15 protein-coding genes and 3 pseudogenes are annotated in these 14,327 nt (G+C 31.8%); 12 read left to right on the top strand and 6 right to left on the bottom strand.

Going from position 1 to position 14,327, the window contains the following annotated elements; all coding sequences use genetic code 11:
• Positions 1–1,086 (top strand): hypothetical protein (locus tag H964_RS12550; RefSeq protein WP_039767095.1); only part of this gene is annotated, 1,086 nt, incomplete at its 5' end.
• A 94-nt stretch (positions 1,087–1,180) separates the two neighbouring features.
• Here the strand turns inward: H964_RS12550 and H964_RS09610 are convergent.
• A pseudogene (locus H964_RS09610) lies at positions 1,181–2,418 on the bottom strand (IS256 family transposase).
• 750 nt (positions 2,419–3,168) lie between these two features.
• On the opposite strand from H964_RS09610, the gene H964_RS09595 reads away from it, so the two are divergent.
• From H964_RS09595 to H964_RS09575, 7 genes and pseudogenes are all read left to right on the top strand, one after another.
• Positions 3,169–4,386, top strand: coding sequence for an RNA-guided endonuclease InsQ/TnpB family protein (locus tag H964_RS09595; RefSeq protein ID WP_039767087.1), 1,218 nt, complete (start codon positions 3,169–3,171; stop codon positions 4,384–4,386).
• Between the two features lie 104 nt (positions 4,387–4,490).
• The gene (locus tag H964_RS09590) at positions 4,491–5,030 is read left to right on the top strand and encodes a hypothetical protein (RefSeq protein WP_039767084.1); all 540 of its coding nucleotides are present in this window, start codon (positions 4,491–4,493) and stop codon (positions 5,028–5,030) included.
• A 57-nt stretch (positions 5,031–5,087) separates the two neighbouring features.
• Positions 5,088–5,534: pseudogene (locus tag H964_RS13560) on the top strand (alpha-amylase family glycosyl hydrolase).
• Positions 5,535–5,553: 19 nt separating this feature from the next.
• Positions 5,554–6,015, top strand: a complete 462-nt coding sequence (locus tag H964_RS13265) for an alpha-amylase family glycosyl hydrolase (RefSeq protein ID WP_083931521.1) — start codon at positions 5,554–5,556, stop codon at positions 6,013–6,015.
• 69 nt (positions 6,016–6,084) lie between these two features.
• Positions 6,085–6,354: a hypothetical protein gene (locus H964_RS11995; RefSeq protein ID WP_051109332.1), complete on the top strand. Its 270-nt coding sequence runs from the start codon at positions 6,085–6,087 to the stop codon at positions 6,352–6,354.
• Positions 6,355–6,460: 106 nt separating this feature from the next.
• Positions 6,461–9,508, top strand: a complete 3,048-nt coding sequence (locus tag H964_RS09580) for an EAL domain-containing protein (RefSeq protein ID WP_039767080.1) — start codon at positions 6,461–6,463, stop codon at positions 9,506–9,508.
• 205 nt (positions 9,509–9,713) lie between these two features.
• Positions 9,714–10,109, top strand: a complete 396-nt coding sequence (locus tag H964_RS09575) for a hypothetical protein (protein WP_039767077.1) — start codon at positions 9,714–9,716, stop codon at positions 10,107–10,109.
• 91 nt (positions 10,110–10,200) lie between these two features.
• On the opposite strand, the gene H964_RS09570 is transcribed toward H964_RS09575, so the two are convergent.
• Entirely contained in the window at positions 10,201–10,461 is a 261-nt protein-coding gene (locus tag H964_RS09570; RefSeq protein WP_011915650.1) for a stage V sporulation protein S, read from the bottom strand.
• A 177-nt stretch (positions 10,462–10,638) separates the two neighbouring features.
• On the opposite strand from H964_RS09570, the gene H964_RS09565 reads away from it, so the two are divergent.
• The 3 genes from H964_RS09565 (at position 10,639) to H964_RS09555 (ending at position 12,810) form a co-directional block, all read left to right on the top strand.
• The gene (locus tag H964_RS09565) at positions 10,639–11,352 is read left to right on the top strand and encodes a hypothetical protein (RefSeq protein WP_039767075.1); all 714 of its coding nucleotides are present in this window, start codon (positions 10,639–10,641) and stop codon (positions 11,350–11,352) included.
• A 40-nt stretch (positions 11,353–11,392) separates the two neighbouring features.
• On the top strand, positions 11,393–11,902 hold the full coding sequence (locus tag H964_RS09560) for a hypothetical protein (RefSeq protein ID WP_039767073.1): 510 nt from the start codon (positions 11,393–11,395) through the stop codon (positions 11,900–11,902).
• 95 nt (positions 11,903–11,997) lie between these two features.
• Positions 11,998–12,810 (top strand): hypothetical protein, encoded by an 813-nt coding sequence (locus tag H964_RS09555; RefSeq protein ID WP_039767071.1) that lies wholly within the window; start codon positions 11,998–12,000, stop codon positions 12,808–12,810.
• A 122-nt stretch (positions 12,811–12,932) separates the two neighbouring features.
• Here the strand turns inward: H964_RS09555 and H964_RS13555 are convergent, their stop codons facing one another.
• From H964_RS13555 to H964_RS13110, 4 genes are all read right to left on the bottom strand, one after another.
• Positions 12,933–13,049: an IS3 family transposase gene (locus H964_RS13555; protein ID WP_083931519.1), complete on the bottom strand. Its 117-nt coding sequence runs from the start codon at positions 13,047–13,049 to the stop codon at positions 12,933–12,935.
• A complete protein-coding gene (locus tag H964_RS13120) occupies positions 13,046–13,258 on the bottom strand; it encodes a hypothetical protein (RefSeq protein WP_237738268.1) in 213 nt (70 codons plus the stop codon). Before H964_RS13120 ends, H964_RS13555 begins: the two co-directional genes overlap by 4 nt.
• 72 nt (positions 13,259–13,330) lie before the next feature.
• The gene (locus H964_RS13115; RefSeq protein WP_237738267.1) at positions 13,331–13,597 is read right to left on the bottom strand and encodes a class I SAM-dependent methyltransferase; all 267 of its coding nucleotides are present in this window, start codon (positions 13,595–13,597) and stop codon (positions 13,331–13,333) included.
• Positions 13,581–13,793, bottom strand: a complete 213-nt coding sequence (locus tag H964_RS13110; RefSeq protein ID WP_039767069.1) for a hypothetical protein — start codon at positions 13,791–13,793, stop codon at positions 13,581–13,583. The genes H964_RS13115 and H964_RS13110 overlap by 17 nt, the downstream gene beginning before the upstream one ends.
• Positions 13,794–14,138: 345 nt before the next feature.
• Here H964_RS13110 and H964_RS13105 point away from each other — a divergent pair.
• Positions 14,139–14,327, top strand: a pseudogene (locus tag H964_RS13105) (RNA-guided endonuclease InsQ/TnpB family protein); the annotation flags it as partial.

Below are 14,327 nucleotides of genomic sequence, written 5' to 3'. Positions count from 1 at the left end.
TTTGATAATCAATTAAAATATTACTCCAAGAATTTATTATTAGTATTAACATCCCTACCAGATAAAGTTTGTTATGAAGAATTAAGGAAGGCATATTACGTTTTTGAGAAAAACAAAGCATCAATTTATGGATATCCAATTAATGAAAATGATTTTGAAAATGCTTTGAAGGAGTTAGAAATAACTTTTATAAGTAGCCAAGTGTACAACAATCGTATATTTATTTTTTTTAACAATCCTTCAATAAGGGATTTTATGGAAAATTACTTAAATAGTAGTGATGACGATTTTAGATTATTATTGGATAGTTCAATATATTTTAACCAGATCCAAAAGTTATGCACGATAAAAACAAAGAATGATTTTAAATTCCTTATTAAATTCGCTTATGAAATACAAAGAGCTATTAGAAAAACTTTTATGTCTGATAATTTGCTACTTGTTGGACATTCTTATGTGTTAGATACAACTCAATCTTTATCATTAAGGTTAGCATATATAGTAAATTTGTTCAAGAAAAACAATATAAATGATGACAAATTGATAGAAGAATTACTATTTTGTTTAATGGGTAAATTGACTTTTGAAGAATTAAATAATTTTTTAGATGCAATTAAACAGCTTATTGAATTAGGTTATGAGAAGCTAGTCAAATGTCCGGCAGTAGTTGAAAAAATAAAGATGTTAATATTGGAACACGAATTTACAAGTGATTTGGATGATTATTGTGTTATTGAATATTTTCTAAGATTGTATCCTGAAAATATTAGCGAAGAAGAGAAAAGGTATTTCAAAGACAGATTTAAGCTTTGTTACCAAGATATAGTAGAAAAAGGACTCTATAATATTGATTATTCCAGAGATTTACAAGAATATAGGGATAAGTTAGAAACTATTGGAAATATATTTGATACTGATGTTTCGTATGAGTTAAAAGAATTTAATAAAAGAATGGATGAATTAATTGAATTAGAAAATCAAGATAGTATTGATGATGATTCCTATGACTACTATGAAGAAAATAAAATAGAAGAATCCGAAATTGAGAGTGAAATTGAAAATATGTTTGAGAAATTGTTTGAATAAATATAATAAAAGAGGACTTATTGCATAAATAATATTGGAATTCAAGTAAATACTAACGAAGGTAATTAAAAATGAGCGGAAAACTCGAGACTTGTCAAGAATTTTGTGTCTGGACAAGGTGTTTTAACTGGAAAATTTGCTGGATATCATAGGAATGTACAGCTATCGTTTAAGCAGGTTTTTTCCATTTTGTCTTTATTAAATTTTCTCTTTGAAGACAGATTGTTAATTTCTAAAGTTTCTACTGAATTAAAATAATCACCTGACTTTGTTCTAATCTTTTCAATCATACTATTTACACTTTCTACAGCAGCAGAAAGTATAAATATACTTTCTAATTCCTTCAGGATATTTTGCAGAAGCAAAATAAAATTCTGCTTTTTCAAGTAAAAGATTCATATAACGAGGATACTTACTTTTATATCTTTCTACAGCGCTCTTGAAACTTTGAAATAGCTTCGTCTATTGTTGAAGATAGTTTTTTATTTTATCAAGTTCTTTGTTGAAAGACTGAGAATCTACTTTGGACAATATATTTTTTAATATTTCTCTGTAAATGAACAAAACAAAGCAGATAGTCAGGAAACGGATACAAAACTTTCACTGTTTCAATGATACCTGGAAAATCATCACTTACGACAATTGCAACTTTTTTAAGGCTTCTTTCAATTAAATCTTCAAATACTTTATTCCAATCGGCTCTGTTTTCTTTACCAAAGAATGTATATACTCCATAGATATCTTTTTTTCCATCTAAGTCAATGCCTAAAACAACATAACAAAGTTGCTTTTTTAACTTTAGATTGTGGCTCTAATTTCACAATGATAAGCATCTATTAAAATGGCAAAAGCCTCTTGAGGAAGTTCGCGCTATTTGAAAAGTTCTAATTCATTTTTGAGATTATCTTTAATCTTAGAAAGTTCTTCTTCAGAATAAGGAAGATCTAAAGTTTTTAAAGTATTTAAGAAGAGAAGATTGTAAGTCTCCATTGACAATAAGGGACATAAGAAGGTCAGTATATGATTCATCTACTCTTTTATAAGGCTCAGGAAGAATATTGGGTCTAAAATCACCAGAACGAGTTCTTTAAGCAGAGATTTGTAAACTGCCAATATGTGTAGCAAGTTTTCTTTCATAAAAACCATTGCCTTTATCTTTTTCATTTTTTGAAAGGTGAATTTCTCTTTACTTGCAACATAAACCAATCAAGTAATTCTTCTAATAGTTTTTTTAAAGCTTAAAAAGAAGGATCTTGCTGCTTAGAAATATTGGTCTAATACTTTTTCTATGGCTATATTTTTAACAGTTTCATAGTAGGTATTTTTATCCATTGTAACCAACCTCTCTTATGATTCTATTATATATCAGATACAATTTTATTTTAACTCCCTTTTGATGAGGCTTTAAGAGAAATTTTAACCAATGTTAACTGGTTGATAGGAGAAAATGAAATTATTAATGAAAAATAGAAGATGTAAAAGGATACAAAGAAAATGTTGAAAATCTAATAGTCCAAACAAATAAAGAAATTCAGGAAATAGAAATAATAGCTAATAAACTGAAGAATAAAGAAAATATAAATGAGGAAATAGTTAAAAAATATAGTTTAAAGGACAGAGAAAATATAAATACACAGCTTTTGGTGTTAAAAGACAAATTAATCAAATTAAAAAAGAGACTAAAACTTTATCAACAGAAACTAATTGAATATCAAACTGAGTTAGATAATCTGACTCAAAGAATGCTAAGTAAAGAGATTATTTATAAATTGGTTAAATTAAAACGTTTGATTCCAGAGTATGAAATTAAAGATAACAAAAATTTATAAAGATAATTTTTTAACTAAGGTTTACAAACCTTTAAGAGAAAAGATCTTTTTGAGATTTGGTCAAAAACTTACGAAAAATATCTTTTACAAATTTGGTTTGTACCTTATTTTAAACCTTTGCTGTGAGCATTTTGGTTTGCCTAATAAGCAGGAAAAATTAATTTTTATCAAAAATTAAGCAATAAGACTCCATCTTCTACAAAATGGAGATGAATTGCTAAAAATATGATATAATATTCCTCAGGTGATTAAAATGTACAAAACACAGAAAAATCATATAAGATGCGATAAACAAACATACAGACTACTACGTCAGCTTTGCCACTTCTCAAAAAATCTGTACAACTATGCCCTGTATCATATAAGACAACACTACTTTAAAACTCAGGAATATCTGAGATATGAAAGTGTATACCATCTTGTGAAAGAGAACGAAAACTACAGGCTTTTGCCATCACAGGTTGCCCAGCAAACACTTATTTCAGTGATTGAGGCTTTTAAGTCTTTTCTGGGTCTTTTGAGAGCAAAAAAAGAAGGAAAGGAAGAAGAGAAAGTTTCAATACCCAAATACCTGCCGAAGGATGGAATGTATCAGATAGTTTTTCCCAAGGACCAGTTCAAAATAGAAGATAAAAAAATAAGACTGAGTCTTGGCAGAAAGTTTGCAAAAGAGTCTGGGGTAAGGTACTTGTATTTTGAATTGCCGGCTACGGTTTTGGGTAAGAAAATTAAGGAAGTCAGGATAATACCAAGATTTAATGGTAGATGGTTTGAGATTGAGTATGTGTATGAAGGAGATCATAAGCTTAATATTTTTGATTTGAGCAGATATTTAGGGATAGACTTAGGGCTTGACAATTTTGCAGCGGTGGTTGACACCATCGGGACTGCCTTTTTGATAGAAGGCAGGTTTCTAAAATCAGTCAACCGATGGTACAACAAAGAAAGAGCAAGACTGCAGTCGATATACAGCAAGCAGGGGATAAAATGTGGCAGAAAACTTGCTTTAGTTTCTCGCAAAAGACAGCATATAATTGACAACTTTTTGAATCAGGCTGTAAGTTTGATAATCAAGCACTGTTTGAACAATCAAATATCTGCAGTAGTTGTTGGCAAGATGGAAGGTATAAAACAGGGGATAGACCTTGGGGCTATAAACAATCAAAATTTTGTGGGGATACCGTATGATAAGTTCAAGAGGAAGCTAAAATCAAAGTGTATATATCATGGTATAAAGTATATTGAAGTAGATGAAAGTTATACATCGCAAAGGTGCAGTAGATGCGGACAGGTTAGCAAAAGTAACAGGAAATACAGGGGATTGTATGTGTGTAAAGATTGTGGGAATGTAGTGAATGCGGATATAAATGGGGCGATAAACATACTTACAAAGGTAGCTGGTGAGTCTGCAGTAAAGCAGATAGCCAGTAGTGGGTGTGTGAACCACCCTGTGAGAATAAGGGTAGCTTAAGATGCTGCCAAACTTCTCGCGAAGCCTCCACCTCTACAGGTGGATGGTAGTTCACTGATGAGGGGCAGGATATTACTTTAAATGAATATAAGCTGTTTATAAAATTGAATGACAACAGAGCAGTGTTCAATATTTACGGAGATTTGTTACAATCGATTTTAAAGAGTGGTTTAGGTGACTGGGAAGAACTGAAGAATATTTTGAATGCAAAATATTATGAACTTAAAGAAAATTATAGAAACTCCAATGAAATAGCCTGCTTTTGCAATGACAAATTCAATATATCAATGCAGCCAATTGGAATTAATTCTTTTGCCGTCAAAGAGTTTACTTTGGAGAACATAAATATTCTAGAATTTCAAAAGACTATAAATGAATTTAACGAAAATGGTTTGAGAGCTATTGTAGTAAAGGACTACTATCCTGAGCTTATGGAAAAAATATTTGAATTGTTTCCAAAAGGAGAAATCAACATAGTATCAGAGTCAAAAAGGTTGTTTCTTAGAAAATTCAACTTGTTTGATATAAAGCTGGCGAGAGGATTGGAGTTTAGGCAATTTATTGTCTTTACTCACGGTATGACGAACAATGAAAAATATGTTGCATTCACACGAGCTATGGATCATTTGATAATTGTGAATTAGAATTTAAACTCATAATGAAAAAAATTGTATAATCTCTACATATAAATTTTAAAAATTTTGGAACTAAAAAATTCAAAAAATAAAGGTATAATACAATGCAAACAATATCATTTAAAAGGAGAAACAAATTACTATAAAATTGATCCTGATTATGGCACAGAAAAAGATTTTCAAAACTTCCTTGGAAGGACTCATAAAATGGGTTTTAAAGTTATACTTGACATGATGATAAATCACACAAGCAGTCAGCATCTTTAGTTTATTGAGGCTTCGACTAACAAGAACAGTAAATATAGAAACTACTATATATGGGCAGATTCTAAAACAAATATAAATCAATTATCTGCGTTCGGGTCAAGACAGTGGTACAAAAAAGGTGTTTCTTATTACTATGCTTTATTTTGGTCTGAGATGCCTGATTTGAACTATGACAACAAAGCAGTAAGGCAAGAGATGAAAAAAATAGCTGAGTACTGGATTAAAATAAGGAGTAGATGGGTTTAAGCTTGATGGAGCAAAGCATATTTATCCTGCTGAAAGAGAAAAGGATACATTAGCATGGTGGGAAGAGTACGCAAATTATCTCAGAAGCATCAAAAAGGATATTTACCTTATTGCAGAGGTGTGGGTTAGACCTCAAAAAGTAGCTCCTTATACGAAGAAATTTGACTCTTGTTTTAATTTTCCATTGGCTCAAAGTGTAATCAATAGTATACTTTATCAGGATTCAACCTATTTACAGGATACTAAAAAATCAATGGAGAGCATTTACAAAAAGTATAATAGTTCATTTTACTCAGATGCAATTTTCCTGACAAATCATGATATGAATAGAGTATATTCAGTACTTAATGACAAGACAAAGATGAAACTTGCTGCTACTCTTCTTTTGACCCTGCCAGTGAATCCTTATATTTATTATGGTGAAGAAATTGTTATGAAAGGTCAAAAACCAGATGAATATATAATAGAACCATTTAAATAGTTTGGAAAGCCCGCAAGCAGACAAACATTTTAGGAAGAGAGCATATATAACGCTTCAAGCGATGTTGAATTGCTTGAAAAACAACAAAAAGATAAGAAATCATTGATATCTTCTTACAAAGAGATGATAATCACTCAAAAAGTTCCGCTTGCCATGGCTAACGAAATCGATAGTGTACTTGTGATGCTGAATATTTCAGATAAGCCTGTTTCGGGCAATATACCAATTTATGCAAATGGATTGAAGGGAAACTTAATAAAAGGGTTTGGAGATTTTTCTTTGAAAGGTTCAAATTTGAAATATGACATAAAATCTCCTTCTTTTGTGATTATAGATTAGGTGGTATTTAAAAGTTCACTCAAAAAATTGTTTTAATTTTCTTCAAAGTGGGTATATATTTAATCAGAATACTAGTATATCTGCAATATTTCAAAGGTTGATTTTTATGAAAAGGACTTTAGAGGTTATTATAATATCAATCCTGTTATTTCTTATTACAGACCAGGTTGCATATTGCTATCACAAAACAATAAAGTTTCAAGTAGATAAACAATATCCACCATTTTCGTATGTTATAAATGGACGAGTGTATGGATTTTCAGTTGATTTGGCAAACTTGATTTTTGAGCCAGACAAATATTTTTTGAGTGTGAGTAGCGATACATGGGAAAATGTCTATAAAAGACTTGTAAGTGGCGAGATTGACATCACTGGCCCTATTGTAATATTAGAGGAGAGAAAAAAAGATGTCTATTTCACAGATCCAATTTTTACAAGACATGTTGGGATTTATACAAGAAAAGATTTTAACAAAGTTATAACGGTGAACAATTTAGCTTCTTTTAAGATAGGTGTAATGAAAAGTGATTATACAGAAACACTGCTAAAAGAAAGATTGAAAATTAAGAACTATGTTACCTTTCAAACCATTGAGGATGAGTTTATAGCACTTTTAGAAGGCAAAGTAGATGCAGTTATAATCTCTCAAGAAATTGCTAATTACTTTTTAGTGAAGAACAATTATGCAGACCAAGTTGAGATCAAGTTGAAGGACATTTTTATACTTGAGAGTGGCTTTGGTATAAGCAAAAGACGTCCGGAGCTTGTTGACTATGTAAATACAAGACTAAAAGAGCTTATCAAAAATGGTGTATTTGATCAGCTTTATTACAACTACTTTTCTACATACTCTCCGTACTATTATGAAAAAAAGAACAGAGAAGTAGTGTTTTCAATACTTTATATTCTTTTTATAATTATCTTTGCCTCCAGCATTACAATATTTGTAATGAGAGGCATAAACAAGAAGCTTCAGCAGGGAAAAGAAGCTTATGAAAAATATGCGGAGCTTTTAGCATCTAACGCAAATGTTATAGTGCTTACTCTCAATTTAAAGGGTGAGATTATCTATTTTAACAGGTTTGCGGAGGAAGTCACAGGTTATAAAAGGGAAGAGGTAATAGGTAAAAGGTGGGTTGATATATTCATTCCAGAGCATAAGCGAGAGTACATTGAGAAACTGTTTTCAGAGATAGCAGAAAAGAAGGTTTTGAATAACTTTGAAAATGAAATTATCACAAAGACCGGAGATGTATGCTGGATAATTTGGAACAATGTGGTTGTTGAAAGTCCATATCTAAATGAACCGTTGATTATTTCAACTGGGCTTGACATTACGACTATTAAAAAGAATCAGCGTCTTTTGGAAGAGAGCTATGAAGAGCTTGAGGAGACAAATCAGGAGCTGGTAAATACCTTAGAAATTCTAAATAAACAGACAGAGCTTTTAAAAGAAGAGGAAGAGAGGTATAAATTCATAGTTGAAAACATTTCAGATTGTATTTGGGAGTTTGATGTTGCTGAAAAAAGGATTGAGTTTTATGGGAATCTCAAGGACTATTTTGAGACAGATAAGATTAACCCAAAAATTGACTATTACGCATGGCTTGAGCTTTACCATCCAGATGACATAAAAGCTGTGATGGAAAAGATTCAAAGAGCTTTTGAGCTAAGAGACGAGAAAATAGAGTACGAAGCGCGGATAAAAGACAAAAATGGAAATTATAAGTGGGTCTCAGTACACATAAAGGTATTCTATGATAATAGAGGAAAGCCAGAAAAACTAATAGGGATTAATATTGATTATTCAGCTAAAAAAGAATATGAAGACAGGATGAAGTATCTTGCGTATTATGATGATCTTACAAATCTACCCAATAGAAAACTTTTTGAAAATAAATTAAGCGAATTAATCAAAAAAGCGGCTCAAACAGGTAAAATTGGAGCTGTTATATTAATTGACATTGACAATTTCAAGGATATAAATGACTTGTATGGTCATGAAGTTGGCGATGAATACCTAAGGACAATTTCCCAGAAAATAGCTGAGTATCTGAAAGGCTTGGAAGTTCAGAACTACTTTAGCAGAGTTGGTGGTGATGAGTTTGCTATAATTCTAAATGGTCTTGAAAAGAAAGACTTTGTCATAGAGGTTTGCACAGAGATTCAAAAAATTTTTGAAAATGAAATATTTTTAGAAAAAATAGAAAGAGGTCTTTACACAACAGTCAGTATGGGGATATCCTTCTACCCTGATGATGGAAGGGATACCAAAGAGATTCTTCGAAATGTAGATATGGCACTCTCTCTTGCTAAGGAAAATGGAAAAAACGATTTTCAGATTTTTATGCCATTTTTGCTATTGAAAAATCTAAATAAGATAGAGATAGAAAAGAATTTAAGAAAAGCAATAGAAAATGATGAGTTTGTACTTTACTATCAGCCAGTTGTAAACCTTGAAAATATGGAGATACACAGTGTTGAGGCGCTGATAAGGTGGTTTTTGCCACAAAAAGGAATGGTATCACCACTTGAATTTATACCAGTTGCAGAGGAAAGCGGACTTATTGTAAGAATTGGAGAGGTGGTAATTGAAAAAGCCTTGAGAGACCTCAGAGATTGGGAGCGAAAAGGTATAAATGATATTCATATAGCAATAAATCTTTCTGCCCGCCAGTTTAAAACAAAATATTTTGAAAACACGGTTGCAAAACTCTTAGAAAAATACTCTGTTGACCCAGTTAAGGTATCCTTTAAAATTACCGAAACTGGTGCTGTTGAAAACTTTGATGTGTCTTTAAAGATTTTGGGCTTTTTGTGCCAGATGGGGATAAAATTTTTAATTGATGACTTTGGAACAGGGTATTCATCGCTTATATACTTAAGGAAGCTTCCAATTAGTGGTGTGAAGATTGACAAAAGTTTTATATCTGAGCTTATGTTCTCAAAGGAGAGCAGGGCAATTGTAGAGGGAATTATCCTGATGGCGCACAAGCTTGGTTTAAAAGTTGTTGCAGAGGGAATAGAGAACAATAAACAGCTTGAGATTTTAAAAGAGATTGGCTGTGATTTTGGACAAGGATATCTTTTTAGCAAGCCAGTTCCCAAAGAAGAAGTTGAAAAGTTGCTTTTACAAAAGAAAGTTTTAATATAATCTCAGTATAGTAAGTTTTTAAGTTGAATAAGAAAAGGAGCTGCAGATTTTGAAAAGAAGTAAGTAAAGCAGCTCTTTATTTTTTCTCTGTAACTTCACATGAAATTTGGATTTTAAAAAGTACTCTATGAGGGTATAAAAATAGTTGTGAAGAACTTTTTTGTCACACAAAAGATCATGTCAGAGAAGAGGGGATAGACAGAATATGGGATATATAGCTACTAATCTTCAAGAGATTGTTGATATTGTCCTTAAAAATATTTCTCTTCCTGATTTAATAAAAGAAATAGATATTGATGGTAGCGAAATAAATGTTAAAATAAAGCCTGTGACTATTTTGCCAGAGATAGTTTTAAAATTTGCCATTACATCAGAGGCTGAAAAGATAGTGGTTATATTTGATCCTGCAAAGAGTGTTATCATATACGGATTTTTACTTGGGAAATTGAAAGATGAGCAAATTCCAGGAATAACTCTTTTTAAAGAGAGGTTAGAAATTGATTTACAAAAGCTACTTTTGCAGAATATAAAAGGGATAAAGATTCAGAATGTCTTTGTTACCAGCAGCGGAGAGATAAAAATAGATTTTTCCTGTGGTTAAAATGCTTTATTATGCGAGCATGAAAAAACAAATGGGCTGCCACCCTTTTTGACGGACATTTGACAGCCCATTTGGCATGTTTCTTTTTACTTTATCTTGACTTTACGATGAATTTGATAGCTGTTTTCTTTTCACCGTCTATTAAGATATCTGCAAATGCAGGTATTACATAAAGGTCTATTCCGTTTGGAGCAACTTTACCACGAGCAATTGCGATAGCTTTAACAGCTTGATTTACAGCAGAAGCACCAACAGCCTGAAGTTCTGCTTCTCCTTGTTCTTTTACAATAGCAGCAAGCGCATTTGCAACCTTCTGAGGCATTGATGAAGCAGCAACTTTTAAAACTTCCATACAACCACCCCTTCAAATACTTTTTTTGATAAAAACAAAGAAGAGTTTTAAGATATATACTTTTACAATATAAATTTTAGTGGAAAAAAGTATAATTTTGCAAGAGTCAAAATGAAAAAATTTTGTTATCAAGGTTTGTAATTTCAGCTGAGATAAGTTAAAATAGAATTCAAAAAGATGCTTATTAAAGATACTTTTAGAGGAGTGGGAGAAATTTTAAACTTTTCAAGTTTTCTAAATACTGTCATACAAAAGAACAAGTGGATATATACAAAAGAGTTTTTAGAGAAAAACCGTATTCCAGTACCAACTGAACAGCAGCTAAAAAACTTTGATATTGCAAATGCCTTTTACAAAGAGTTTTTATATATTGTCTATTCTCCTGACATAATATCCATGCTAAATTCAATGAAGATCTGGGCGGCAAACAATAATTTTGATATGTTTACAGATTTGACTCTTGATATGATTCCTATTATCTGGCTTGGCGAAGGTTATTATGGAATTGTGGAAAAGAATAAAGAGAGAATTATAATGCCATGTGCACTTTATCAGTACTTTGATGATTTGTATAAAAACTTTCCAGTTTCGAACTTTTCTGTACTTGACATTTGTGAGGCTTATAAAAGACTTTTTGAAAGTGAAGAAAATGTTGCAATGAACATTGTATATGCAAAAACTATTGAGGATCTTAAAAAGGAATTTAGCAAGAATTTTAAAGACTTTGACATACTTTTTGAAGGACCTGGTTATTACGACCTTTATTTCAGTCCTGTTTCAAAAAGGTACATTGTTGCCCCAATTAGGGAGATTTTGAAGAGGATGTTTGAAATGCAGCTTGTATATTTCCACAAGCTGCTCAATATTCACGAAAGGTTCAAAGAAAAGTAGAGATTGATTTTAAAAAGGGAGCTGAGCAACAATTAGAAAAGTGACAATTACATTTTTTAGCGAAGCTGTTTTAGAGAATTTCAAGGCCGTTTTTGGTGATGTAAAGATAGGCATGTTTACAGAGATTTCGCCTACATTTGAGGTTTTTATTGACAATCTCATACAAGCATTAAAATCTATAAATTTGAATATCAAAAAAGAGATAGTTGATGATATAATAATAGAAATAAAACAAGTGCAGGTACACTATATGGGTTCTTCAAAGAATGTTACAGATGTTTTAAGAAAGCTTACTTTTCTTTACCAAAGGGATTTTTTGGAGTGCATGGTAAAATGCAATATATTTTTAAAAAGCAGGGCTGATACAACATTTGCTGTCAAAAACCTTGAAGTAAAATATAATCCTTTGCAAAGGTATAATGATACAGTGAGGACATTAGCAAAAGAAGTTTTAGAATACATTCCGCTAAGAGATATGCTGGAGAAAGATTTTGAATACACAAAGAAGGCACTTGAATGGATAGAAGACGATGGAGTAGTATCATCTTGATACAGAGGTTTAAGGGATTTATTTTTTAAAGTGATTTGGCGAGGGTTGTTTGGTTAAAAAGTGTAGTTTGAATCAGAAAAGAGGCTGATATTCTTATGGAAAAAAGAAAAGATAAAGATAAATTTTCTGTAAACACATCAAATAAAGAGACAATACTTGATTTTGTTGAAAGAAAGCTTTCAGAAAATGCAAGTATAAGAGAGCTTATGAAAGATGAGTTTGTAAGATTTACAAGCATAAGAGACTTTCTGTATTTTAAATTTTGTCCAGGTTATTTTGGCATGTGTCCAAATAGTAAAAACAAAAAAGACAAGATGTGCAATCCTGCAAACTGCTGGGAAAGAAGATTTGCAGCCCTTTTTCCACATGGTTTTGACAATGACTATATTTTCTATTACAATCTTGTAAAAGATACAATCACTCCAAGTATCTGCTACAGTTGTGGTAGTAGCAATGTTGAGCTTGAGTGGCAGGATGAAGGGTATCTTGCCAAAATAGGACTTATTAACTTTGCTGATATAGCTTATGTAAGATGCAATAGCTGCAAAAAGAAGTATATGTCACATGCAGATAACTTTGCAATAGAGTTTATTGTAAAACTCTTTTTGGCAAAGCCAAGCAAAAGATCGCCAATAAAGCCTGGTCAGACAGTGGTGCTTCCAAAAGATAAGGTTGGGCTTGAGATATTTATAAAGCACTTGAATGAGACAAAAGACATTAAAACAGTGTGGCAAAAACTTGATCCATTTTCTGTAGCAAACCAGTTTGAAGAGCTTGACTTAAGCCTTGCTACTTCTGATTTTCTGTGCGACTATTATAACATTGATTATTCAACTGAAGATGATATTCCTCTTGAGGATTTTGAGGATATTGATATAAAGGATTTGTTTGATGACTTTGAAGAATAAGTGAATAAACTGAACCTGAATAAAGGCTGCCCAGCAGTGAACTGCCCCCTGTCAAGTAGACAGAGAAAATAATAAAAATTTTTTTCAGATAACACCAACCGCTGTGGTTGGTGTTACCTATATTATCCTAATATACCAAGGGAATGATTGCGGTACTCCATTGGTGACATGCATTTCAATCGCTTCTGATACCTCTTCGTGTTGTAATAATCTATATAGTCTTCAACTGCTTTCTTCAAACTTCATAATCATCAAATCTATTTAAATAATACATCTCTGATTTCAATATCCCCCAAAATTCCTCCATAGGCCCATTATCCATGCAACAACCAACTCTTGACATGCTCTGCACCATTCCCATATTGTCTTTATCTCCATATTTAAATGATGCATACAGAACACCATTTGGTTTCAAAGCACGATAGATTTTATATAATACATCACTCATTTCAGCTCTTCTGACATGTAGCAAAGAGGCACAAGCCTAAATACCGTCAAATTCTTCATCAAAATCAATTTCTTAAAATATCATGTACAAAGTTCTTTTCCCTGTATATTCAGTTGATAATTTCACCATTTCAATTGAACCGTCTACTGCCACCACGTCATAACCTTTTTCAAGAAAATATTTTGTGTCTCTCCCTGAACCACAACCCAAATCAAGAATTTTACCGCCTTCAGGAATGTATTTTAAAAATAGCTTGCATAAATTTTCCATATTTGCATCCTTTGTATTCATGAAAAACTCAATGGCATTCTCATCGTAGTACTTAATCGTCTGATCCATTTTCTATTCTCTCCTTGTAGTAGCGTTTTACTCTATAATCAATGACGTCTTTGAAATGTCGAATAAAATCTTGGTTTTTAATAAATGGTTTAAGGTCTTTGGAAACATACAAAAGTTCGCCATCTCTTTTGAGAAATTTTGAAAATTCATTATTGTTTAATAGAGCTTCTTCCGGATTTTTTCTTGAAAGATCCATCCAATCATTTTTTGTACATTCTTTGTACCCTGTGTACTTTTGTGTCTTGCCAAGTCAACTGCGTTTTTTCCCTGCTCGCCACTGTAAACGGCACAGGATTTTACCCCATTTTTGTTAAAATACTCAGCCATAAATTCAGCGTGATTGTGTAAAGTACAAAACGCAAGAGTTCTTTTTTAGTTAAATTTCAAATAATTTTTGAGTATTAAGTCAGCTCTTTTGTGGATCATCAGTGCTCTCTCAAGTTCATCTTCTTTATCGAAAAATTAAACAAGAAGACCCAATCTTCTACAAGATGGAAATGAATTGTTAATAATATGTTATAATATTCCTCAGGTGATTAAAATGTACAAAACACAGAAAAATCATATAAGATGTGATAAACAAACATACAGACTGCTACGTTAGCTTTGCCACTTTTCAAAAAATCTGTACAACTATGCTCTGTACCATATAAGGCAACACTACTTTAAAACTCAGCAATATCTGCGATATGAAAGTGTATACCATCTTGTGAAAGAAAGCGAAAACTAC

The sequence above is a fragment of the Caldicellulosiruptor sp. F32 genome, assembly GCF_000404025.1.
In the GTDB taxonomy this organism is placed as follows: Bacteria; Bacillota; Thermoanaerobacteria; order Caldicellulosiruptorales; family Caldicellulosiruptoraceae; genus Caldicellulosiruptor; species Caldicellulosiruptor saccharolyticus.
Note: the sequence above shows the minus strand (reverse complement) of the source record. Positions and strands in the feature narration are given on the sequence as shown.

Coding starts and splice junctions, on each gene's coding strand:
- H964_RS09595 (WP_039767087.1), top strand. CDS start 3,169: ATGTACAAAACACAGAAAAATCATATAAGATGCGATAAACAAACATAC.
- H964_RS09580 (WP_039767080.1), top strand. CDS start 6,461: ATGAAAAGGACTTTAGAGGTTATTATAATATCAATCCTGTTATTTCTT.
- H964_RS09575 (WP_039767077.1), top strand. CDS start 9,714: ATGGGATATATAGCTACTAATCTTCAAGAGATTGTTGATATTGTCCTT.
- H964_RS09570 (WP_011915650.1), bottom strand. CDS start 10,461: ATGGAAGTTTTAAAAGTTGCTGCTTCATCAATGCCTCAGAAGGTTGCA.
- H964_RS09565 (WP_039767075.1), top strand. CDS start 10,639: ATGCTTATTAAAGATACTTTTAGAGGAGTGGGAGAAATTTTAAACTTT.
- H964_RS09555 (WP_039767071.1), top strand. CDS start 11,998: ATGGAAAAAAGAAAAGATAAAGATAAATTTTCTGTAAACACATCAAAT.
- H964_RS13120 (WP_237738268.1), bottom strand. CDS start 13,258: ATGAGTGATGTATTATATAAAATCTATCGTGCTTTGAAACCAAATGGT.
- H964_RS13115 (WP_237738267.1), bottom strand. CDS start 13,597: ATGGATCAGACGATTAAGTACTACGATGAGAATGCCATTGAGTTTTTC.
- H964_RS13110 (WP_039767069.1), bottom strand. CDS start 13,793: ATGGATCTTTCAAGAAAAAATCCGGAAGAAGCTCTATTAAACAATAAT.